At 33.2% G+C, this 17,548-nt stretch carries 14 protein-coding genes; 8 read left to right on the top strand and 6 right to left on the bottom strand.

Annotation, left to right across the window (positions count from 1 at the left end):
* Window positions 1-186: 186 nt before the first annotated feature.
* Complete coding sequence (locus AMD28_RS19005; RefSeq protein ID WP_275077397.1) at window positions 187-321, top strand: hypothetical protein; 135 nt, start codon at window positions 187-189, stop codon at window positions 319-321.
* 28 nt (window positions 322-349) lie between these two features.
* On the opposite strand, the gene AMD28_RS05800 is transcribed toward AMD28_RS19005, so the two are convergent.
* The 5 genes from AMD28_RS05800 to AMD28_RS05780 form a co-directional block, all read right to left on the bottom strand.
* Window positions 350-1,891: an acyl-CoA carboxylase subunit beta gene (locus AMD28_RS05800; RefSeq protein WP_055443213.1), complete on the bottom strand. Its 1,542-nt coding sequence runs from the start codon at window positions 1,889-1,891 to the stop codon at window positions 350-352.
* Between the two features lie 97 nt (window positions 1,892-1,988).
* The gene (gene accC, locus AMD28_RS05795) at window positions 1,989-3,428 is read right to left on the bottom strand and encodes an acetyl-CoA carboxylase biotin carboxylase subunit (protein ID WP_055443212.1); all 1,440 of its coding nucleotides are present in this window, start codon (window positions 3,426-3,428) and stop codon (window positions 1,989-1,991) included.
* A gap of 1 nt (window position 3,429) precedes the next feature.
* The gene (locus AMD28_RS05790; RefSeq protein WP_055443211.1) at window positions 3,430-3,915 is read right to left on the bottom strand and encodes an acyl-CoA carboxylase biotin carboxyl carrier protein subunit; all 486 of its coding nucleotides are present in this window, start codon (window positions 3,913-3,915) and stop codon (window positions 3,430-3,432) included.
* Between the two features lie 308 nt (window positions 3,916-4,223).
* Entirely contained in the window at window positions 4,224-4,916 is a 693-nt protein-coding gene (locus tag AMD28_RS05785) for a PrsW family intramembrane metalloprotease (protein ID WP_055443210.1), read from the bottom strand.
* Between the two features lie 13 nt (window positions 4,917-4,929).
* Window positions 4,930-6,186 carry an oligosaccharide flippase family protein gene (locus tag AMD28_RS05780; RefSeq protein WP_055443209.1) on the bottom strand — a complete coding sequence of 419 codons (1,257 nt, stop codon included), beginning with the start codon at window positions 6,184-6,186 and terminating at the stop codon, window positions 4,930-4,932.
* A gap of 89 nt (window positions 6,187-6,275) precedes the next feature.
* On the opposite strand from AMD28_RS05780, the gene AMD28_RS05775 reads away from it, so the two are divergent.
* From AMD28_RS05775 to AMD28_RS05770, 3 genes are all read left to right on the top strand, one after another.
* A complete protein-coding gene (locus AMD28_RS05775) occupies window positions 6,276-7,256 on the top strand; it encodes a helix-turn-helix transcriptional regulator (protein WP_055443208.1) in 981 nt (326 codons plus the stop codon).
* Window positions 7,257-7,445: 189 nt separating this feature from the next.
* Window positions 7,446-7,604, top strand: coding sequence for a hypothetical protein (locus AMD28_RS18600; protein ID WP_161804620.1), 159 nt, complete (start codon window positions 7,446-7,448; stop codon window positions 7,602-7,604).
* Between the two features lie 68 nt (window positions 7,605-7,672).
* Window positions 7,673-8,035, top strand: a complete 363-nt coding sequence (locus AMD28_RS05770) for a hypothetical protein (RefSeq protein WP_055443207.1) — start codon at window positions 7,673-7,675, stop codon at window positions 8,033-8,035.
* 401 nt (window positions 8,036-8,436) lie between these two features.
* Here the strand turns inward: AMD28_RS05770 and AMD28_RS05765 are convergent, their stop codons facing one another.
* Window positions 8,437-8,988 carry an NUDIX hydrolase gene (locus AMD28_RS05765; protein ID WP_055443206.1) on the bottom strand — a complete coding sequence of 184 codons (552 nt, stop codon included), beginning with the start codon at window positions 8,986-8,988 and terminating at the stop codon, window positions 8,437-8,439.
* 356 nt (window positions 8,989-9,344) lie between these two features.
* On the opposite strand from AMD28_RS05765, the gene AMD28_RS05760 reads away from it, so the two are divergent.
* The 4 genes from AMD28_RS05760 to AMD28_RS05745 all read left to right on the top strand — a co-directional run.
* The gene (locus AMD28_RS05760) at window positions 9,345-11,288 is read left to right on the top strand and encodes a T9SS type A sorting domain-containing protein (protein ID WP_055443205.1); all 1,944 of its coding nucleotides are present in this window, start codon (window positions 9,345-9,347) and stop codon (window positions 11,286-11,288) included.
* A 71-nt stretch (window positions 11,289-11,359) separates the two neighbouring features.
* On the top strand, window positions 11,360-12,367 hold the full coding sequence (locus AMD28_RS05755) for a hypothetical protein (protein WP_055443204.1): 1,008 nt from the start codon (window positions 11,360-11,362) through the stop codon (window positions 12,365-12,367).
* Between the two features lie 340 nt (window positions 12,368-12,707).
* Window positions 12,708-16,985, top strand: a complete 4,278-nt coding sequence (locus AMD28_RS05750; RefSeq protein WP_161804619.1) for a PKD domain-containing protein — start codon at window positions 12,708-12,710, stop codon at window positions 16,983-16,985.
* A 30-nt stretch (window positions 16,986-17,015) separates the two neighbouring features.
* A partial coding sequence (locus AMD28_RS05745) for a hypothetical protein (protein WP_055443202.1) occupies window positions 17,016-17,548 on the top strand: 533 nt, incomplete at its 3' end.

Raw genomic sequence — 17,548 nt, 5'->3', positions numbered from 1 at the left:
ATATTTGAGGGTTTAAGGGAATGCCTAAATGAAGATTTTCGTTTTAGAACATTCGTATTTGCTAAAAATGGGGATTTAGATTTCGTTTTTTTAAAATACCAACCAAGTAGATTTAGCATTGCATATAAAAAAACGCATAAAAAAACGCATATAGAAATGGATTCGAAAATCATTTTATAGGTTGTAATGATTTTCGAATCTATCTCTTTTCTTTTTAAAGTAGAAGTAGTAGATGTTCTTGAAACATCTAGATTATATGGCACTTGTAGCGATTATGAAAGGTATTCTAATGACATGATATCGCTAATAGTAGGAGGATAGTCCTGCCATTAAAGGATTTGCAATTATTTTACAACGGAATATTACCATGCTTGCGTTTTGGTCTAACAACCTCTTTGTTTTCTAGCATTGCAAACGCTTTAATAAGCTTTCGTCTGGTGTCCTTAGGAAGTATTACTTCGTCAATAAAACCTCGTTCTGCTGCACTATACGGATTTGCAAATAATTCGGCATATTCTGCTTCTTTTTCTTTCCATTTGGCGTCTTTATCTTCCGCAGCATTAATTTCCTTTTTGAAAATAATTTCAGCAGCTCCTTTTGCTCCCATAACGGCAATTTCGGCACTTGGCCAAGCAAAATTCATATCGCTTCCAATATGTTTCGAATTCATCACATCATAAGCACCACCATAAGCTTTTCGCGTAATTACCGTTATTCTTGGTACGGTTGCTTCACTAAACGCATATAATAATTTTGCGCCATGAATAATAATACCGTTCCATTCTTGATCGGTTCCTGGTAGAAATCCGGGTACATCTTCTAAAGTCAATAACGGAATATTAAAAGCATCGCAAAAACGGACAAATCGAGCCGCTTTTTTAGAACTATTTACATCTAGAACTCCAGCTAAAAACATAGGTTGATTAGCCACAATACCAATACTTCTTCCGCCTAAGCGTGCAAAACCAACTAGGATATTTTCTGCGTAGTCTTTATGTATTTCATAAAAAGAATCTTCGTCAATAATACCAGAAATAACTGCGTGCATATCATACGGTTTATTCGCGTTATTTGGAACAATATCTGATAAGCTATCTCGTACTTCGTCTTTTAATTCAAAAGGCAATAGGGCAGGAGTTTCTGTGTTGTTTTGTGGTAAGTAACTTAATAGTTTTTTTACATCCTCTAAGCATTCCACATCATTAGATGATGTTTTATGTGCTACTCCAGATTTGGTAGAATGTGTGCTTGCGCCACCAAGTTCTTCGCTAGTAACTTCTTCGTTAGTTACTGTTTTAACAACGTTTGGTCCAGTTACAAACATATAACTAGTATCTTCTACCATAATGGTGAAATCGGTCATTGCAGGCGAATATACTGCTCCTCCAGCACATGGACCCATGATTGCAGATATCTGCGGAATCACTCCAGACGATTGCACATTCTTATAAAAAATGTCTGCATAGCCACCAAGAGAACGAACTCCTTCTTGAATACGTGCGCCTCCAGAATCGTTTAAACCAATGATTGGAGCACCAACTTTAAGCGCTAAATCCATAACCTTGCAAATTTTCTCTGCATGTGTTTCAGATAAAGAACCACCAAAAACAGTGAAATCTTGCGCAAATACGTAAAGCAATCTTCCGTTTACAGTACCATAACCAGTAACCACACCATCGCCATAAAACTGTTGCTTTTCCATGCCAAAATCTTTGGTTCTGTGGGTTACCAAAGCACCAATTTCTTCAAAAGAACCTTCGTCTAGTAAATACATTACGCGTTCTCTAGCAGTAAGTTTTTTCTTTTCGTGTTGTCTATCAATACGTGCTTGTCCGCCACCTAAAAAGGCTTTAGCAAGTTTTTCGTTAAGGTTTTTTATTTTGGATTCCATATTATTTTCAATTTTGTCATTCTGCGCTATGATGCAGAATCTATTTGTTTCATTGTGGATTCCGTAACCAGTACGGAATGACAACTTAGATTTTAAATTAATGAGGTAATCTTAATGTTTTTTGATCTTCTATGTATTGTTTTACAGCAATTAATGCTGCTATTTTAGCTTCTTCTTCGTGCTTTTCTTTTAACGCTTCCGCGGAATAATATTTCTTTACAAAATGGGTATCGAAATTTCCAGAACGAAATGCTTCATGTTCACAAACAAATGTTCCAAAAGGCAAGGTAGTTTGAATACCTTCTACATGATATTCTTGTATTGCTTTTTGCATGAGTTGTATTGCTTCCGCTCTTGTTTTTCCGTAGGTGATAAGCTTTGCAAGCATTGGATCGTAATAAATAGGAATATCCATACCTTGTTCAAAACCATTATCTACTCTTATATTTTCCCCAACAGGCAATTGGTAGACTTCTAAATTCCCTACGCTTGGTAAAAAATCGTTTAAAGGATCTTCGGCATATACACGTAATTCTAGTGCATGACCTGTAATCTTTAAATCTTCTTGTTGTATAGGAAGTGTTTCTCCTCTTGCAACACGAATTTGCAGCTCTACTAAATCGGTTCCGGTAATTAATTCGGTTACCGGATGTTCTACCTGCAAACGGGTATTCATTTCTAAGAAATAGAAGTTAAGGTCGTCATCGAGTAAAAACTCCACAGTTCCTGCGCCAACATAATCACAAGACTTGGCTACTTTTATAGCAGCTTCGCCCATTTTTTTACGCATTTCTGGAGTTAAAACTGCAGAAGGTGCTTCTTCTACTACTTTTTGGTGACGACGTTGTACACTGCATTCCCGTTCAAATAAATGAACAACATTACCATGGGTATCTGCCATGATTTGAATTTCTATATGTCGTGGAGAAGTCACATATTTTTCAATAAAAACAGAACCATCACCAAAAGCATTTACAGCTTCGCTAATTGCTCTGTCCATTTGTGATGTAAAATCGGCTTCTTTTTCTACAACACGCATTCCTTTTCCGCCTCCTCCAGCAGATGCTTTAATCAAAATTGGAAACCCAATCTTAGCAGCAATTTTTTTGGCTTCCGGAATATCGGTAATCGCTTCGTCTGTACCAGGAACCATTGGGATGTTGTACGCTTTTACAGCATCTTTTGCTGCAAGCTTAGATCCCATAATTTTAATGGCTTTCGATTTCGGACCAATAAAAAGGATGTTGTTTTTTTCGCAAGCTTCCGCAAAATCTGCATTTTCAGAAAGAAATCCGTAACCCGGATGAATCGCATCTACCTGTAAGCTTTTTGCGACTTCTATTATTTTATCTCCTAATAAATACGATTTGTTGGATGGTGCTTCTCCAATTAAAACAGCTTCGTCTGCAAACTTTACATGCGGTGCATTTCGGTCTGCAGTAGAGTAGACCGCAACGGTTTTAATGCCCATTTTATTTGCAGTTTTCATAACACGAATTGCAATTTCCCCTCTGTTTGCTACTAGTAATTTTTTCATGTTATTCAAATTCTATTAGTAATTGGTTTTTTTCAACGGCATCACTTTTTGCAACAGCAATTGATTTTATAATTCCGTCTCTTGGTGAAGTTAAAACGTTTTCCATTTTCATGGCTTCTAATATTAAAAGCGCGTCATCTTCTTTAACTTCTTGACCAACTGTTACATTAATTTCTAAAATTAATCCAGGCATTGGAGCTTTAACATCGTTTACTTTTTTTGTTGCTCCAACTTCAAATCCCATTTGTTTTATTAATGCATCTAAGTCATTAAGAATGTTAATGTTATAGGTGTTGTTGTTGATTTTTACTTTATATGTTTTTTCGTCGAAATGAGCTTCTGTAATTTCAGCTTTAAACGAAGTGTTATTCTGAAGTACATGAAATTTAGATGCAGATGTTTTAATAGAATCTAATGAAGAAATTTCTTTGTCAGTAATAGCTATCTCGCTAGAATTATTGACTTTAACCGTATAGGACTTGTTCATTTTATTTAATTTAAATACAAGCAAATATATGTATAATTACGAAAACGATTGAGTAGAATAATTGAATTTATGCTAATTTGCTATAGTTTAAATTTTTAGGTGTATGAATTGATTGGTTTCTAAATAAGGATGGCATTCGTATAGCACGCACACTTCATCTAAAACATTATGGTTTTGTTTTTATGAAAATAAAGTTACTAATAAAGGAAAAAAGTACTTGTATTATTTTCTGTTAATAAAACAAGAATAAGATAGTTAAAAGGTCTTTGTTAGATTTCATACGGATGTAAACACGTAAACATTTCGATTTATATAGTAAAGGAATCTTTAAATCTCGAGTTTTTAGAATGTGTGTGGATTGCTTTTCTGGATAATAGTATGCCTAGAAATAAAGAAACAAAAGCGCCAACCCAAATACCTGGTATAAACTCTAGAAACAGAAAAAAGTCATAAGTACCATGAAATATAACGGCTAGAAGTAAGCCTAGTAAATTGAGTCCTCTTCTGTTTTTTGAAAACTTTGCTTTCCCCATGAAAAAGCCCATTATTATAGCGAAAGTTGCGTGTGCTGGAACGGCTGTGAAAGCTCTTAAAAGTGCAGTTTCTATACCACCTTGCAGTACATACATGATATTTTCTGTAGCAGCAAATCCCATAGAAACCATTACTGCGTATATAATACCATCAAACTGTTCATTAAACGCTTTATTAGATTGTGCAAAATAGCGCACAATAATGTATTTGCTAAACTCTTCAATTAGGCCAACAATAAAAAAGGCTTTAATAAAAAGCTGTAATACACTAGTGTTTCCCTTAATAACAATAGGAATTGTGTAATCTGAAATTACATAAAGTACGGTTGTAACTAGGATACTAACAATGGCACCAAGCAAAAAACTATACAGCAATAAACGTTTGGGTTCTTTGTCGTATTTATCTTTATAATAAATATATAAGATGATTATAAAAACTGGAGCTATTGCTAAGGCGAGTAAATGCATAATTCAAAAATAATTAAAAAATAGAGACTACTTGCTTTCTGCTTTCTTTATCTATAAAAACATAGGCAATATTTGTGATAAAATGACTGGCTAAAACAGCAATTGCAGCGCCATTAACGTAATAAATAGGAATTAATACATAGCACAAAATTACGTTTACTGCACAGCCTATTAAAAAGCGATACACGTTTTTATGCAAGTCCCCTGTATTAATGAGGTGTTTTTCATAAATCATACCTATAAAAACAAATAGAGGAGCCCAACAGAATATGAATAAAGCTGTTTTTGCTTGGGCAAAAGATGCTGCGAAAAAGCGGTCTAAAATAAGGGTTCCAAAAAAAGTATAAAAACCTCCAATAGCAAGACCTAAAACGAGCATGATTTTTATAAGCATTTTTATTTTTTGGATATATTGCGTTTTGTTTTTCTGAAAGGATTTGGCTAAAGAAGGATATAAGGCATTGATTATGGAGAATCCAATATTCCAACTTAGTCCAATCACTAAAAACTGTACTGTTGCAAAAATTCCGTTGGCATAGTCGTCATAAAAATATTTTAAAAACAACTCATCAATAGAAATATAAAACATTATCAAACTGTTAGAAAGTATTAAGGGAAAAGACATTTTTAATAATGATTTTCCTAAAGGCCATGAAAAGGTCCATTTCTTAAACAGAAGTGGTTTTTTGTGTTTCAAAATGATACCATAAATACATCCTTGAATTATAAAATCAAGAATAATAAGTTTGGCAAAATAGTAAACATCCAATTGCTTTTTTACTCCGTAATACTGTAAGGAAACTATAATGATTAAGCTTATTATTTTGCTAATAAAAATATATTTTGTCCATTTTTTTGCTAGTAAATAATACTCGAAAATATCGGTTAGTTTAAAAAAGTAACTACAAGCGATAATGAGGTATAGGCCTGTTAATGGGCTTTCTTTAACAATGCTAAAATAGATTAAAATGGCAATGAATAGAATAAACCAACTTGTAAGTCTAAGGTAAAAAGCTGTAGCTAGAATTTGGGAGCTATTTTTGGGCTTATATACTATCTCTCTTATGCAAATAGAAGATAGGCCTAAAAAATACAAAGGGGTAAGCATGCCTAAAATGGATTCTACAAACTTGAGTTTTCCTAGATCAATAGCACCTAGGACATTAAAAATTTGAGGAACTATAAAAACACCAGTAATAAGCTGTATTATTTTTTCTAGAGTAAACCATTTGGTAGCAATAAAATCTTTTTTACTAAAAACCGATGTCATGAAATGTATTTAGTTTTCAAATATATAAAAACAGATTCCTTTTATTCATTTGAAAGATTATTATTACATTCGTTTTTACAAATAGAAATATGACTCCAGAGTTTCTTAGGCGCTATTATGTATTACGTATTATTTCAAATCCTAAAGTATATGGAATTGAAAAAAATGGTTATGTACCACTTTCCGATCTGCAAAATGCTTTAGATCAGTTGCATTTTAATAATATAGAAGATTCTCTTTATGATAAATTGAGTCAATCCTCACAAAAAACAATTAAACGGGATCTAAATAAAATAAAGTCCTATTACCAGGTAGTTGTTTTACACAAGCGTAACTATGGTTATTATATAGACGAATTTGAGATAAGTCCGGTATTAAAAGACGTTTATGAAAAAACAGAACTCTATCTTTTGCATCATCATGCGCATGCATGGAAAACACATGTAACAACAGCGCGTAGCTCTTTAAGTTCTCGCGTAGATTTAGTGCCGTTAATACAGGCGATTGAGCATAATATAATTATAGAGATTACTTATCAAGGATGGTATGATGATAATGGTTTTCAAACTATTACTGGTTTTTTTCAGCCCTTACATATTAAAGAAATTAATAAGGCTTGGTATTTAATGGCTCATAATGAGCAGTTTGGTATATATGCTTTTTGCTTGGATGACAGAATTAAAATGCTACAGATTACCAAGCTACAAGTGAAAAATCCAATAGATTTTAATCCAGAAGATTATTTTAAAAATGCAATAGGTATATTAAAATCGAACATAGCTCCAGTATGGATTTATATGCAAGTTGCTAATCATCATTTTAAGTATTTAGAGACAAACCCGTTACATCACTCTCAAGAAATTGTATCGTTTCCTAAAAGACAAGACACAAAGGATTTAGATTATGCTAATCCAGATATTTGGGGAGAAATTAAAGTGTTTGTAGAACCAAATTATGAGTTTTTAATGGATGTATTAAAATACAATCTTTGGGTAAAAGTGGTTAGTCCGTTACCTATTAAAAATTATGTAAAGCACCATTTAGAGCTCATGTTGGGCTACTATAAGTAATCTCCAGCCTTAACGGCAATTATTCTTTTTTTCAATTTTATTTTTAGTTAATGTATGTCCATTTACATGGAGAATCTCTGTTTTATTGTTACATAATGATTGTAATAAAATTTAAACGGACAGGTTTTGTCTGTTTAGAATATAGATTTACAATTGAAATTAAAACCAAACTACTTTACCTATTAAATTATGGCTACCTACAAATGCAAAATCTGTGGCATTCAGAAAAATGACACGGTATCTTCTCAATTAAAAACTACTATAACTTGTAAAGGGACAGAAGAGAATCCTGAGGTTGGTTTTCATAATTGGGAACAGGTTTCTTGTGAAGATTTGATTTGTAATTGAAAAACAACCCCAACCGCCCATACCGCCGCGCTGAAATAGACCTGCTTTTCACCAAAGTAAAAGCAAAAATGCATCAACAAGCTTTGCACAGAGGTGGAGATGGCATAGCCCTTTATAGCGATTGTTACACAGGAGAAACTTTACGTGGTGGCGATAGATATGATTATGAGCACATACGTTCTTCCGAAGAAGTCTTTATGGCGTATCGAGATCGCTTAACCAATGCAGAAATAGCAGAAGTGGTTAACTGTCCAGAAAATGTTTCGGTTACTTTGCGAACCATCAATCAATCGAAAGGTAAAATGCGAATGGAAGATTGGATGTCAAATGCAGATAATATCCATAAGTACAGCATAAATGTTGCATTAACTAAAAAAGTGTTGGTTAAAGCAGATAGAGGGATTCAGCAAAAGGCTAGTACATTTATATAAAACTATGAATCAAAGTATGTTGCAATAAACATTTAATAAATAGACTTCAATTTATGTGTTTCTTTATAGTAAGTTTCATGCCCTATAAACTTAAGAAAAAATTCTATTTTTTATTGTCAAATATTTAAAACGGACACGTATTGTCTGTTTAGGAGTTAGTTTTGTTTCATAATAAAAAGATATTCAGTAGAAAATCTTAATTATTATAATTATTGTAATCGATAATTCACGATTTGTAACCATAAAAAATGACATGTAGGGGTGTCATTTTAGCTATTTAATCAGTCAATTAGGGGCTTAAAGTCTTCAGTCGTGATAATTTAAAAAACTCAACCATAAAGGTTGAGTTTTTTGTTTTCATAATTAGTGGTAACTAATAAAATGATTTTATAGTATAATCTTTAGTGTCTTTTATAACGAATGGCATCTATAACTTTCATATAATAGTTATAATTACTAGCAACAAAATGATTATTCGTTTCGCTATTCTTTAGTAGATCTTTAAATTCGGAAATAGAAACTAATTTTAGCGCTTCTACTTCTTCTATTTGAAATATTAAGCTGGAAAAATCTACTTGTAATTCGGTAATAAATGTATGGTGAAATTCGTTATCTGTAATGCCGTTCGGGTAGGATTGAAAGCATTCAAAAACGCCAATTTTTTCTAAATCGGTTTCAGAAATGGTAAGTCCGATTTCTTCTTTTACTTCTCTAATAGCACCTTGTTTTATGGTTTCGCCAGCATCAATATGTCCGGCAACTGAAACATCCCAAAGTAAAGGATATATGGTTTTGGAAGCAGCGCGTTGTGCTAATAATATTTCACCTTTTTTTGTGTAAAACCAAATATGCGCGGTATTATGGTAATAGCCTTTTGTGTGTATTTCCGATTTCGGAGCAGTTTTGCCTGTTGGTTTTCCTGTTTTGGTGAAAATATCTATATACTCGTTCATACCGTAAAAATACCTGTTTTTATATTATTTTTCAGTAATACTTGTGATTAAAGGTATTAAAGTATAAATTTCCGTTTTTAATGGTTTACGAGAGAATAAAACCTTATTAACTAACTAAATACCCCAAATATTATGAACAAAAAGTACTTTTTATTACTATGCATATTTTGCATGAGTAATTTCCTATAGCGCAAACTGCTAATGAAACCTTAGGAACAACGGTAACCGAAGATGACGGAACTGGAACTGGAACTAATATCACCTATACCACAGGGTCAAGCATCACCACTGGAGACTATAATGTTTTAATTGGAGATGGAACAGGTGCTTCTTTATCTTCTGGTAATAGTAATACGATGTTAGGTACATCTGCTGGAGCCAATCAAACGACTGGCCTTGAAAATGTGTTTATTGGACGTTATGCGGGTTTTTCAAATATAAATGGAACCGATAATACTTTTATTGGTACAGAAGCAGGACGTTTAAATACAGCGACCGATAATACTTTTATAGGTACAGAAGTTGGAGAAAATAATACAACAGGGTATGACAATACTTTTATTGGTGAAGAATCTGGAACAAGTAATACAATAGGACGTGACAATGTTTTTATAGGAGAAGATGCAGGTTTTTCCAATACGGAAGGAGACGATAATACTTTTGTTGGAAGCACTGCAGGAAGGACGAATACTACAGGAGAAGGTAATACGTTTGTAGGAGGTGAATCTAATTCAGGAATAGGAATAGCTATAGATGAATCTTTAGGAGGTAATGGAGCTTATGAATTAACGTCTCTCTATGGAGGGGTTGGATATGATAATACCACTGGGCATGGAAATTCTTTTTTCGGTTCCGGAGCAGGTGCAGATAATGGTGTTGGAATTGCTAATACCTTTTTAGGTTATGGGGCAGGAGCAAGTACTGAATATGCGGACTTAAATACTTTTGTTGGATATGGAGCGGGCTATGATAATAATCGTACAAATTCTACTTCAAACGCGAATAGAAATACGTATTTAGGAGCTGTAGCAGGTGGTGTTAACCGTGAAGGAAGTGATAATGTTGGTATTGGACATGATGCAAATTTTTCTGCCAATACAGGAGGAGAGAGAAATGTGTTTATTGGGGGAGGCTCAAGAGTTAGAGGTACCGATAATATTGTTATAGGCTACAATGCGAGTACAAGAACAAATGATAATAGAAATAATCAAATTGTTATTGGAGCTAATAGTAGTACAACGGAAAACAATGCTATTGTTATAGGAAACAACGTAACATCAACAACTGCAAATACATTAACTTTAGGTGGAGATACAGTTACAAATCGTTATAGTGTAGGTATTGGTACGCTTGCTGCAAATCCAAATGCATCCTTAGAGCTTGCAGATACAGACAAAGGTCTATTAATTAATAGATTAACCACTGCAGAGCGTGTTGCATTAGAAACTGCTGCGGCAGATGGAAACCCTATTGATGCAACGCACCAAGGATTAATGGTTTATGATACCGATTTAGATGCCTTAGTTACTTGGGATGGAACTTTATGGAATGTAACAGAAGCAAATACAGATTCGCAAGCTATATCGGTAACTTCCGATGTACTAAGTATTACTGGAGATGCAGGAACTGTAGATTTATCTGGATATTTAGATAATACCGATGCACAGGGACTAACTCTATCTGGAACTACATTAGGAATTACAGGAAATGCTACAACAATAGATTTATCTACTTTACAAGATGGAGCAGGAACAGATGAACAAGCAATATCTTTAGCAACAAATACTTTAAGTATTTCAGGAAATGCTTCTACTGTAGATTTATCTGGATATTTAGATAATACCGATGCACAAAACTTAACTTCTGCAACCCTTTCAGGGAATACACTTACAGTTGCTATTGAAGGAGGAAATTCGGTAATGGTTGATTTATCACCTATTCTATCTGATTTAACAACTAGAATGGAAACTTTAGAGGCTTGTGCTTGTCAAACGTTATCTGCCGAAACACCAGGATTAGATGACCATACAAGTAAAAGTGTCGGTCCTATTTTATATCAAAATATACCAAATCCTTTTAACGGAACCACTTCTATTAAATATTATGTGCCTACTTCTAATAAAAGTGCTGCCATTGTATTTAGTAATACATCTGGACAAATAATAGATAATGTATCGCTTACCAAATTAGGAGATCACGAACTATTTTTTAATAGCGATTCTCTTGCTTCTGGTATGTATTATTATACGTTATATGTTAACGGAAGAAAAATAGATACTAAGAAGATGGTTATAGATTAATAAACTTAATTCCTAAACATAAAAAGCTACACTTTACGTGTAGCTTTTTATGTTTTTATAAATTACAATTAATGAAAATACTTAATATCGATAAGTTAAATTTAATTTTAATACTCGCTAGTTTTACCCTTGCTTGTTTTTTACCTTTTGAATTTTTCCTTTTCGCTTATGCATTTTTAGGGCCATTGCACTATCTCACAGAAACCAATTGGATTGCTGATAAAAATTATTTTGTCTCCAATTCGTATTGGAAATATTTAGTGTTAGCTGCAGCTATTATTTATTCCATTCCTTACGTTTTTAGTCTTTCTATCTTGTCAAAACTTATAAACGAATCTGCCATTGCATTTCTAATCTATAAAATTGGAGAATATTCAAATTTCGTTCTGTTTTTTATACTAATTTCGGCTGTTTTGGCTTTGTTTTATAAAACGTATAAGGTATTTGTTTTTAGTTTTATAATTGCAATACTATTATCTTTTTGGACGTATACAACAGAAGCTTATCTTTTAATTAATGGCGTATTATTGCCAACAATTATTCATGTATATCTATTCACGCTACTTTTTATGATGTACGGCGTAAAGAAGAAAAAATCTATATATGGAATACTTAATATTATTTTAATTATTGCATTGCCTTTAAGCTTAATCTTTTTGGATACTGGGATCTTTAATTATCAGTTTTCTGAAGGAGTTAAAAACACCTATTTAAATAATAATTTTCACCTACTAAATGCTAATCTTGCTAAACTTTTTGGTGTTTATGAAGATTTAAAGTTCTTTTTCTACGAGAAAATAGATTTAAAAATTCAAATATTTATTGCCTTTGCATACATTTATCATTACCTTAATTGGTTTTCAAAGACAACAATTATTGGTTGGCATAAGCAATTAACAACCAAGAAGGCATTAGGTATTTTAGGAATCTGGATTGTAATATTATTATGTTATTTATATGACTACAGGTTAGGTCTGGTAATCTCAATTTTTCTAAGTGTATCTCATGTGATGCTAGAGTTTCCTCTTAATATTATAACTATAAAAAGTTTGTTTTCTAAAAGGAAAAAAACAACTTAAATAATTACTTTACTAAAACGGAGGTTTTTCATTCTTGAAGTATACACGCATTAAAAAGGAAGCATTCAGAATGTATTCTCTTTTTATTTACCGTTTTAATAGTCGCATTGTATTTTTTCATTACATTTTTGTAGGAAAAATAATAGATTGAAAATTACTCTTCAATGATTAGAATTTCTACTCTTTAAACTAAAGTGGTATCCATTGATTATGAAATAATTTGGTATCTTTAAGGAACTTAACCTAAAACCAACTTATTATTATGATTAAAAAACACTCTTTTTTATTGACAATATTAGGGATTTTATTGTCGATTTTTTCTCACGCCCAGAATACAAATTTGCAATGTAAATCCGTTATTGAGGATTTTAATTCCGTGGAGTTTTGTGAGAATAACAACCATTTTAGCAATGATAAATCCGGGCATCGAATACATAGTCCAGAGAATGAATTTGTAGATCGCTTTGGTAACCGGTTTCATAAAACCATAAATAAAGATTTTGATGAAACTGGAAGAGCAATCCCAAACGCACCTGATTATATTAGTCCAGATGGGCTTTTTGCCTTATACATTGCTAGTCCAGATGGTGCTGTGAATGAAGATAATTTTACCTCCTTAAATAGTCAAGGGGAAGCGTACAGAAATGTATTAGCACAATTATTTGCCGATATAGAGAAGCTCCTCATTGAAAACGGAGCTGCAAGTACAGAGCCTGTTAAGTTTGAAATTAGGTCTTTCTCCTCCACAGGAGGCCCATTAGGTGCCGCATCCTCTTACTATGATGGTGCAGGTTTTACAGAGGGATCTGTGATTGAAGGGAATGTTTGGAAAGCTATTAATTCTGGAACAAATCAGCCTAATGATTGGGATGGTTATATAAGAATGAATTTTAGTTATAACTGGTTTACCGACTTTAACAATCCTAGTAGTATAGGTAGTGAAGTAGATTTATATGGTGTACTATTACATGAGCTTATGCATGCTCTAGGTTTTGCATCTGGGATAGATGTAAATGGTGCGCCAAAACTTGGTTTTTACTATCCTTTTGATACGCTTTTAAAAACGGAGTCTGGAACGGATGTTATTGTTAATAATGGAAGCGTCTGGAATTTTAATCCAGTACTAAATACTAGTCTTTTAACCTCTGGATGTGAATCGGCTATCACTGGTATTAGACTTGGAAGTGCAAATTTTTCTATTTATGCCCCTCCAACATATGTTACTGGAACTAGTTTAAGCCATATTGATCTAAATGATGATTGTTTAATCCCTTCAAATGAATACGTAATGGGACCTGCAACATTACCAGGAGTCTCAAAACGCTTAGATGTAGATCAGATTAATGTGTTGTGCGATTTAAATTATCTAGTTTCTAATAGTTATGGCCACGCTAATGTTGTACAATTTGGTAATCCGGCTATTGTAACTAATATATCTAATGTAAATGTATTTGGTTTACCAGGATGTAACCCCGTAGTTTTTGGTGGTGATGATGTACCTAATGTTGCAATCTCAGATAATTGTGATGATTCCGTTGTTCTTATTAATGAGTCCGATTTACTAAATAATGATACAGGTTCCAACCTTAGTGTTTCCAATTTTACAGATTCTAATGGAAATGAATTAGCTGTTATTAGTGGTGTTGCACCTAATCGAGTTTTTGAGTACAATCCAACTTATCAAAATATAGGAACCGTGCAATTGCGTTACCAACCTATGGATAACCAAGGTGATTTTGGTAATTATACATATGTAGATGTTGAAATTGTTGCTTGTCCGGGAGCAGAGTTTGGTTGCACTAACACAGATCCTTGTAATTTAATTTGTAATCCAGATGTGATACATGATAGCATAAACGCACCATATAACTCTTGTTTATATCTTAACACCATGCCTCCTGGATGGAGAGATGCGTTTACAAACTCAGATTGGATGCCTAACGATCCGTCGTGTATTAATAATACGCAAATAAGAAGTTTTGATGGTTTACCTGGAGGAATAGGTGGCCGACTAAGTTTTAGTGCACAAGTAGGAGCTCCTGATGCAAATGGTGATTTTACAACTTTAACAGAAGGAGTTTCTACATCTGTAAGTAATATGGAACCAAATGTCACTTATATTTTATCATACCATAAAAACGATGGTACTAATCCTGCTAGACTTGGAGTGTCATATAATGCAAATATGGATATCATGCCTAATATTGGAATTAATGTAACGTTGAGCAAAGATTTTTCAGGGTTTCCTGGATCTGTTTCATATTCACATAATGAAATAACGCAAACGGTTACAGGAAATAATCCTACTTCTAATAATTTTGAAGCGAACCACGTTAATATAATAACAGATAGTTCTCCAACAATTCCATGGTCGCAGACTGTACTTAGTTTTACTTCTCCATCAGACCCAGATTATGAGTTTTTAAACTTTTCGCATCCAATTAATGGTTCGTTTTATGATTTAGGTATTGCTGCACCATCCATTCGTAATTTATACGTGTTAGCTATTGATAGAATTGAACTTATTGAAGATCGTCTGCAACAAACACCAAATAGTTATGCAGTCGATTGTGGAACCACGCACACTATTGGGATAGATTTATGTGATGTAGCTAATATGCAATATCAATGGTGGGATGTAACAAACACTGCGGCACCAGTGCAACTTACAGACTTGGCCGATGCATCCGGAGCATACGATGCAAATGGTATTCTTATGAGCAATCCTGCTTCTCAATATAGTGTAGATAGCGTTAATGCAAATGGTTCACAAATAATTCTATCCAATATATTAGGACCTGTAAATTTACAATTAAGACGTGTATTTCCTGCTACATTTGGTAGTCAAAACTTAGTGGTAAATAACAACCTTAATGCAGTAAACTCTACTGCAGATGTTGCTATTTCTGTTAATTCAGGAGGTATTCCTTCAGATTCCGGATTTTCTAGTAATCTAAATGCTAGTAATTGTTTATTTAGCTTTCAATCTAATGAGACCTATGATGTACATGAATGGGATTTTGGAGACGGTACTATTATTTCAGGAGTTGGAACGGATACTAATTTTTCAAACCCTACACATGGATATGCATCTCCTGGTTTCTATCAGGTAACACATACGGTGAGCAATGCATGTGGAAGTATTTCAAGTACTAAATATGTATTTGCTTCTTGTACACCTCCACCTTGCCTAAATTGTCAAACTATTTTTAATCAAATGGATAATTCTTTTACTGAATCTGGAGGAGATTGTGGCGAATATGCTTTTGTTATTGCGCCATCTACTTTTGATTGTTATAGTGTACAAGTAACTGTAGACGGACAACAATTACTAATTCAAGAAGGAACAAACCTTATTAATTTTGATATTAATGGTGCTTACGACATAGAATTCTTATTGACAAATGTATATTCTAATGAAACTTGTACGGGAATAATCAATGTGGATGTAGATTGTCATGTTAATTGTAATAATTTTCAGCCAAATTTCTCTTTTTTACAAGACGAAGTAACAGGTTGTCCTTTAGGTTTTACTGGTGTTAATGATGGAGATGATTGTCCTGGACAAACGTACTTATGGGAAGTTTTTGATGATGAGAATGGTAATGGTATTATCGATAGTGGAGATACTTTAGTTTTTCAAACAACAGAAATTAGTTTTGATAATGGCGATTTTTCATTTCCAGATCCTTATGCAAACTATATCATTGAGTTTACCATTTTGGCACCAAATAGTGATTATTCTGAAACGCTAACGGTTCTTTGGCCTATTCCAGATACCTGTTTTGATAATCCATGTACCGATTTTGAATTAGATTTTAGCTTTTTACAAAGTACAGAAGGCTGTCCTCTAGAGTTTATCGGACAAATATTTGGAGATGATTGTCCTGGACAAACATATCTGTGGCAAGTATTTGATGACGCTAATGGTAACGGTATTTTAACTAATGACGAAGAATTGTATCATACAGATAGTATTAGTTTTGATGTTAATGATTTCGCATTTCCAGACCAAGATGCTAATTATTATATTCAGTTTACTGTGTTTGATCCTAATAGCAGTTATTCAGATACAATTACTACAGCATGGACCATTCCTGCAACATGTTATCAAGGTCCGTGTATGGATTGTGATACCGTGAATGAGATCGTATTAAATGGTATTTCTACAATAATTGATTGTAAAATTTTACAAATTGTTATTCCGGAAGAAATTTTGAATTGTTATGATATTCTAGTGATATTAGACGATAATCAAACGCAAATTGAATCGGGTACTACTCATATTGAAATTGATGAATCCAATCATTATACTTTGTATATAGCGAATGCTTTCGATCCTAAAAAAGTTTGTTTAAAGAAAGAATTTGAAATTGTTTGTTGTCCAACATGTGAAGAGGCTTTTGAAACAGTAGCTAGTTCTGTAACTACTATTGAAAATTGTCATCTTGTTGAAATAATGGTTCCTCAAAATGAGGATAATTGTTTTAATTTCACTGTAGATATGGGCAGTGGAGAAATACCTTTGGAAGAAGGACTAAATACTTTTGAGAATAATGGGAATGGACAATTAACCATGTTTGTGTATGATGTAAATAATCCTGAGGATCATGTATGAAAGAAGAATAGCAATTACTTGTTGTCCAACATGGAAGAGGCTTTTGAAATTGTTGCTAATTCTGTAACTACTATTGAAAACTGTCATTTTGTTCAAATAACAGTTCCAGAAGATATAGATAGTTGTTTTAATTTTACTGTAGGAGGTCTAGGAGATGGAGAATATCCTTTAGAAACGGGAATAAATACCATGGAAAATAATGAGAATGGAGGATTAACCTTACTTGTTTATAACCTTAACAATGCAACAATGCCATGTGCTAAAAAAGAGGTGGAAATTGTTTGTTGTCCAACATGTGAAGAGGCTTTTGAAACTGTAGCTAGTTCTGTAACTACTATTGAAAATTGTCATTTTGTTGAAATAATGGTTCCTCAAAATGAGGATAATTGTTTTAATTTCACTGTAGATATGGGTAGTGGAGAAATACCTTTGGAAGAAGGACTAAATACTTTTGAGAATAATGGGAATGGACAGTTAACCATGTTTGTGTATGACGTAAATAATCCTGAGGATTCATGTATGAAAGAAGAAGTAGCAATTACTTGTTGTCCAACATGCGAAGA

The sequence above is a fragment of the Lacinutrix himadriensis genome (genome assembly GCF_001418105.1).
Classification (GTDB): Bacteria; Bacteroidota; Bacteroidia; order Flavobacteriales; family Flavobacteriaceae; genus Oceanihabitans; species Oceanihabitans himadriense.
The sequence above is the reverse complement of the archived record's forward strand: the minus strand, read 5'-3'. Positions and strand labels throughout refer to the sequence as shown.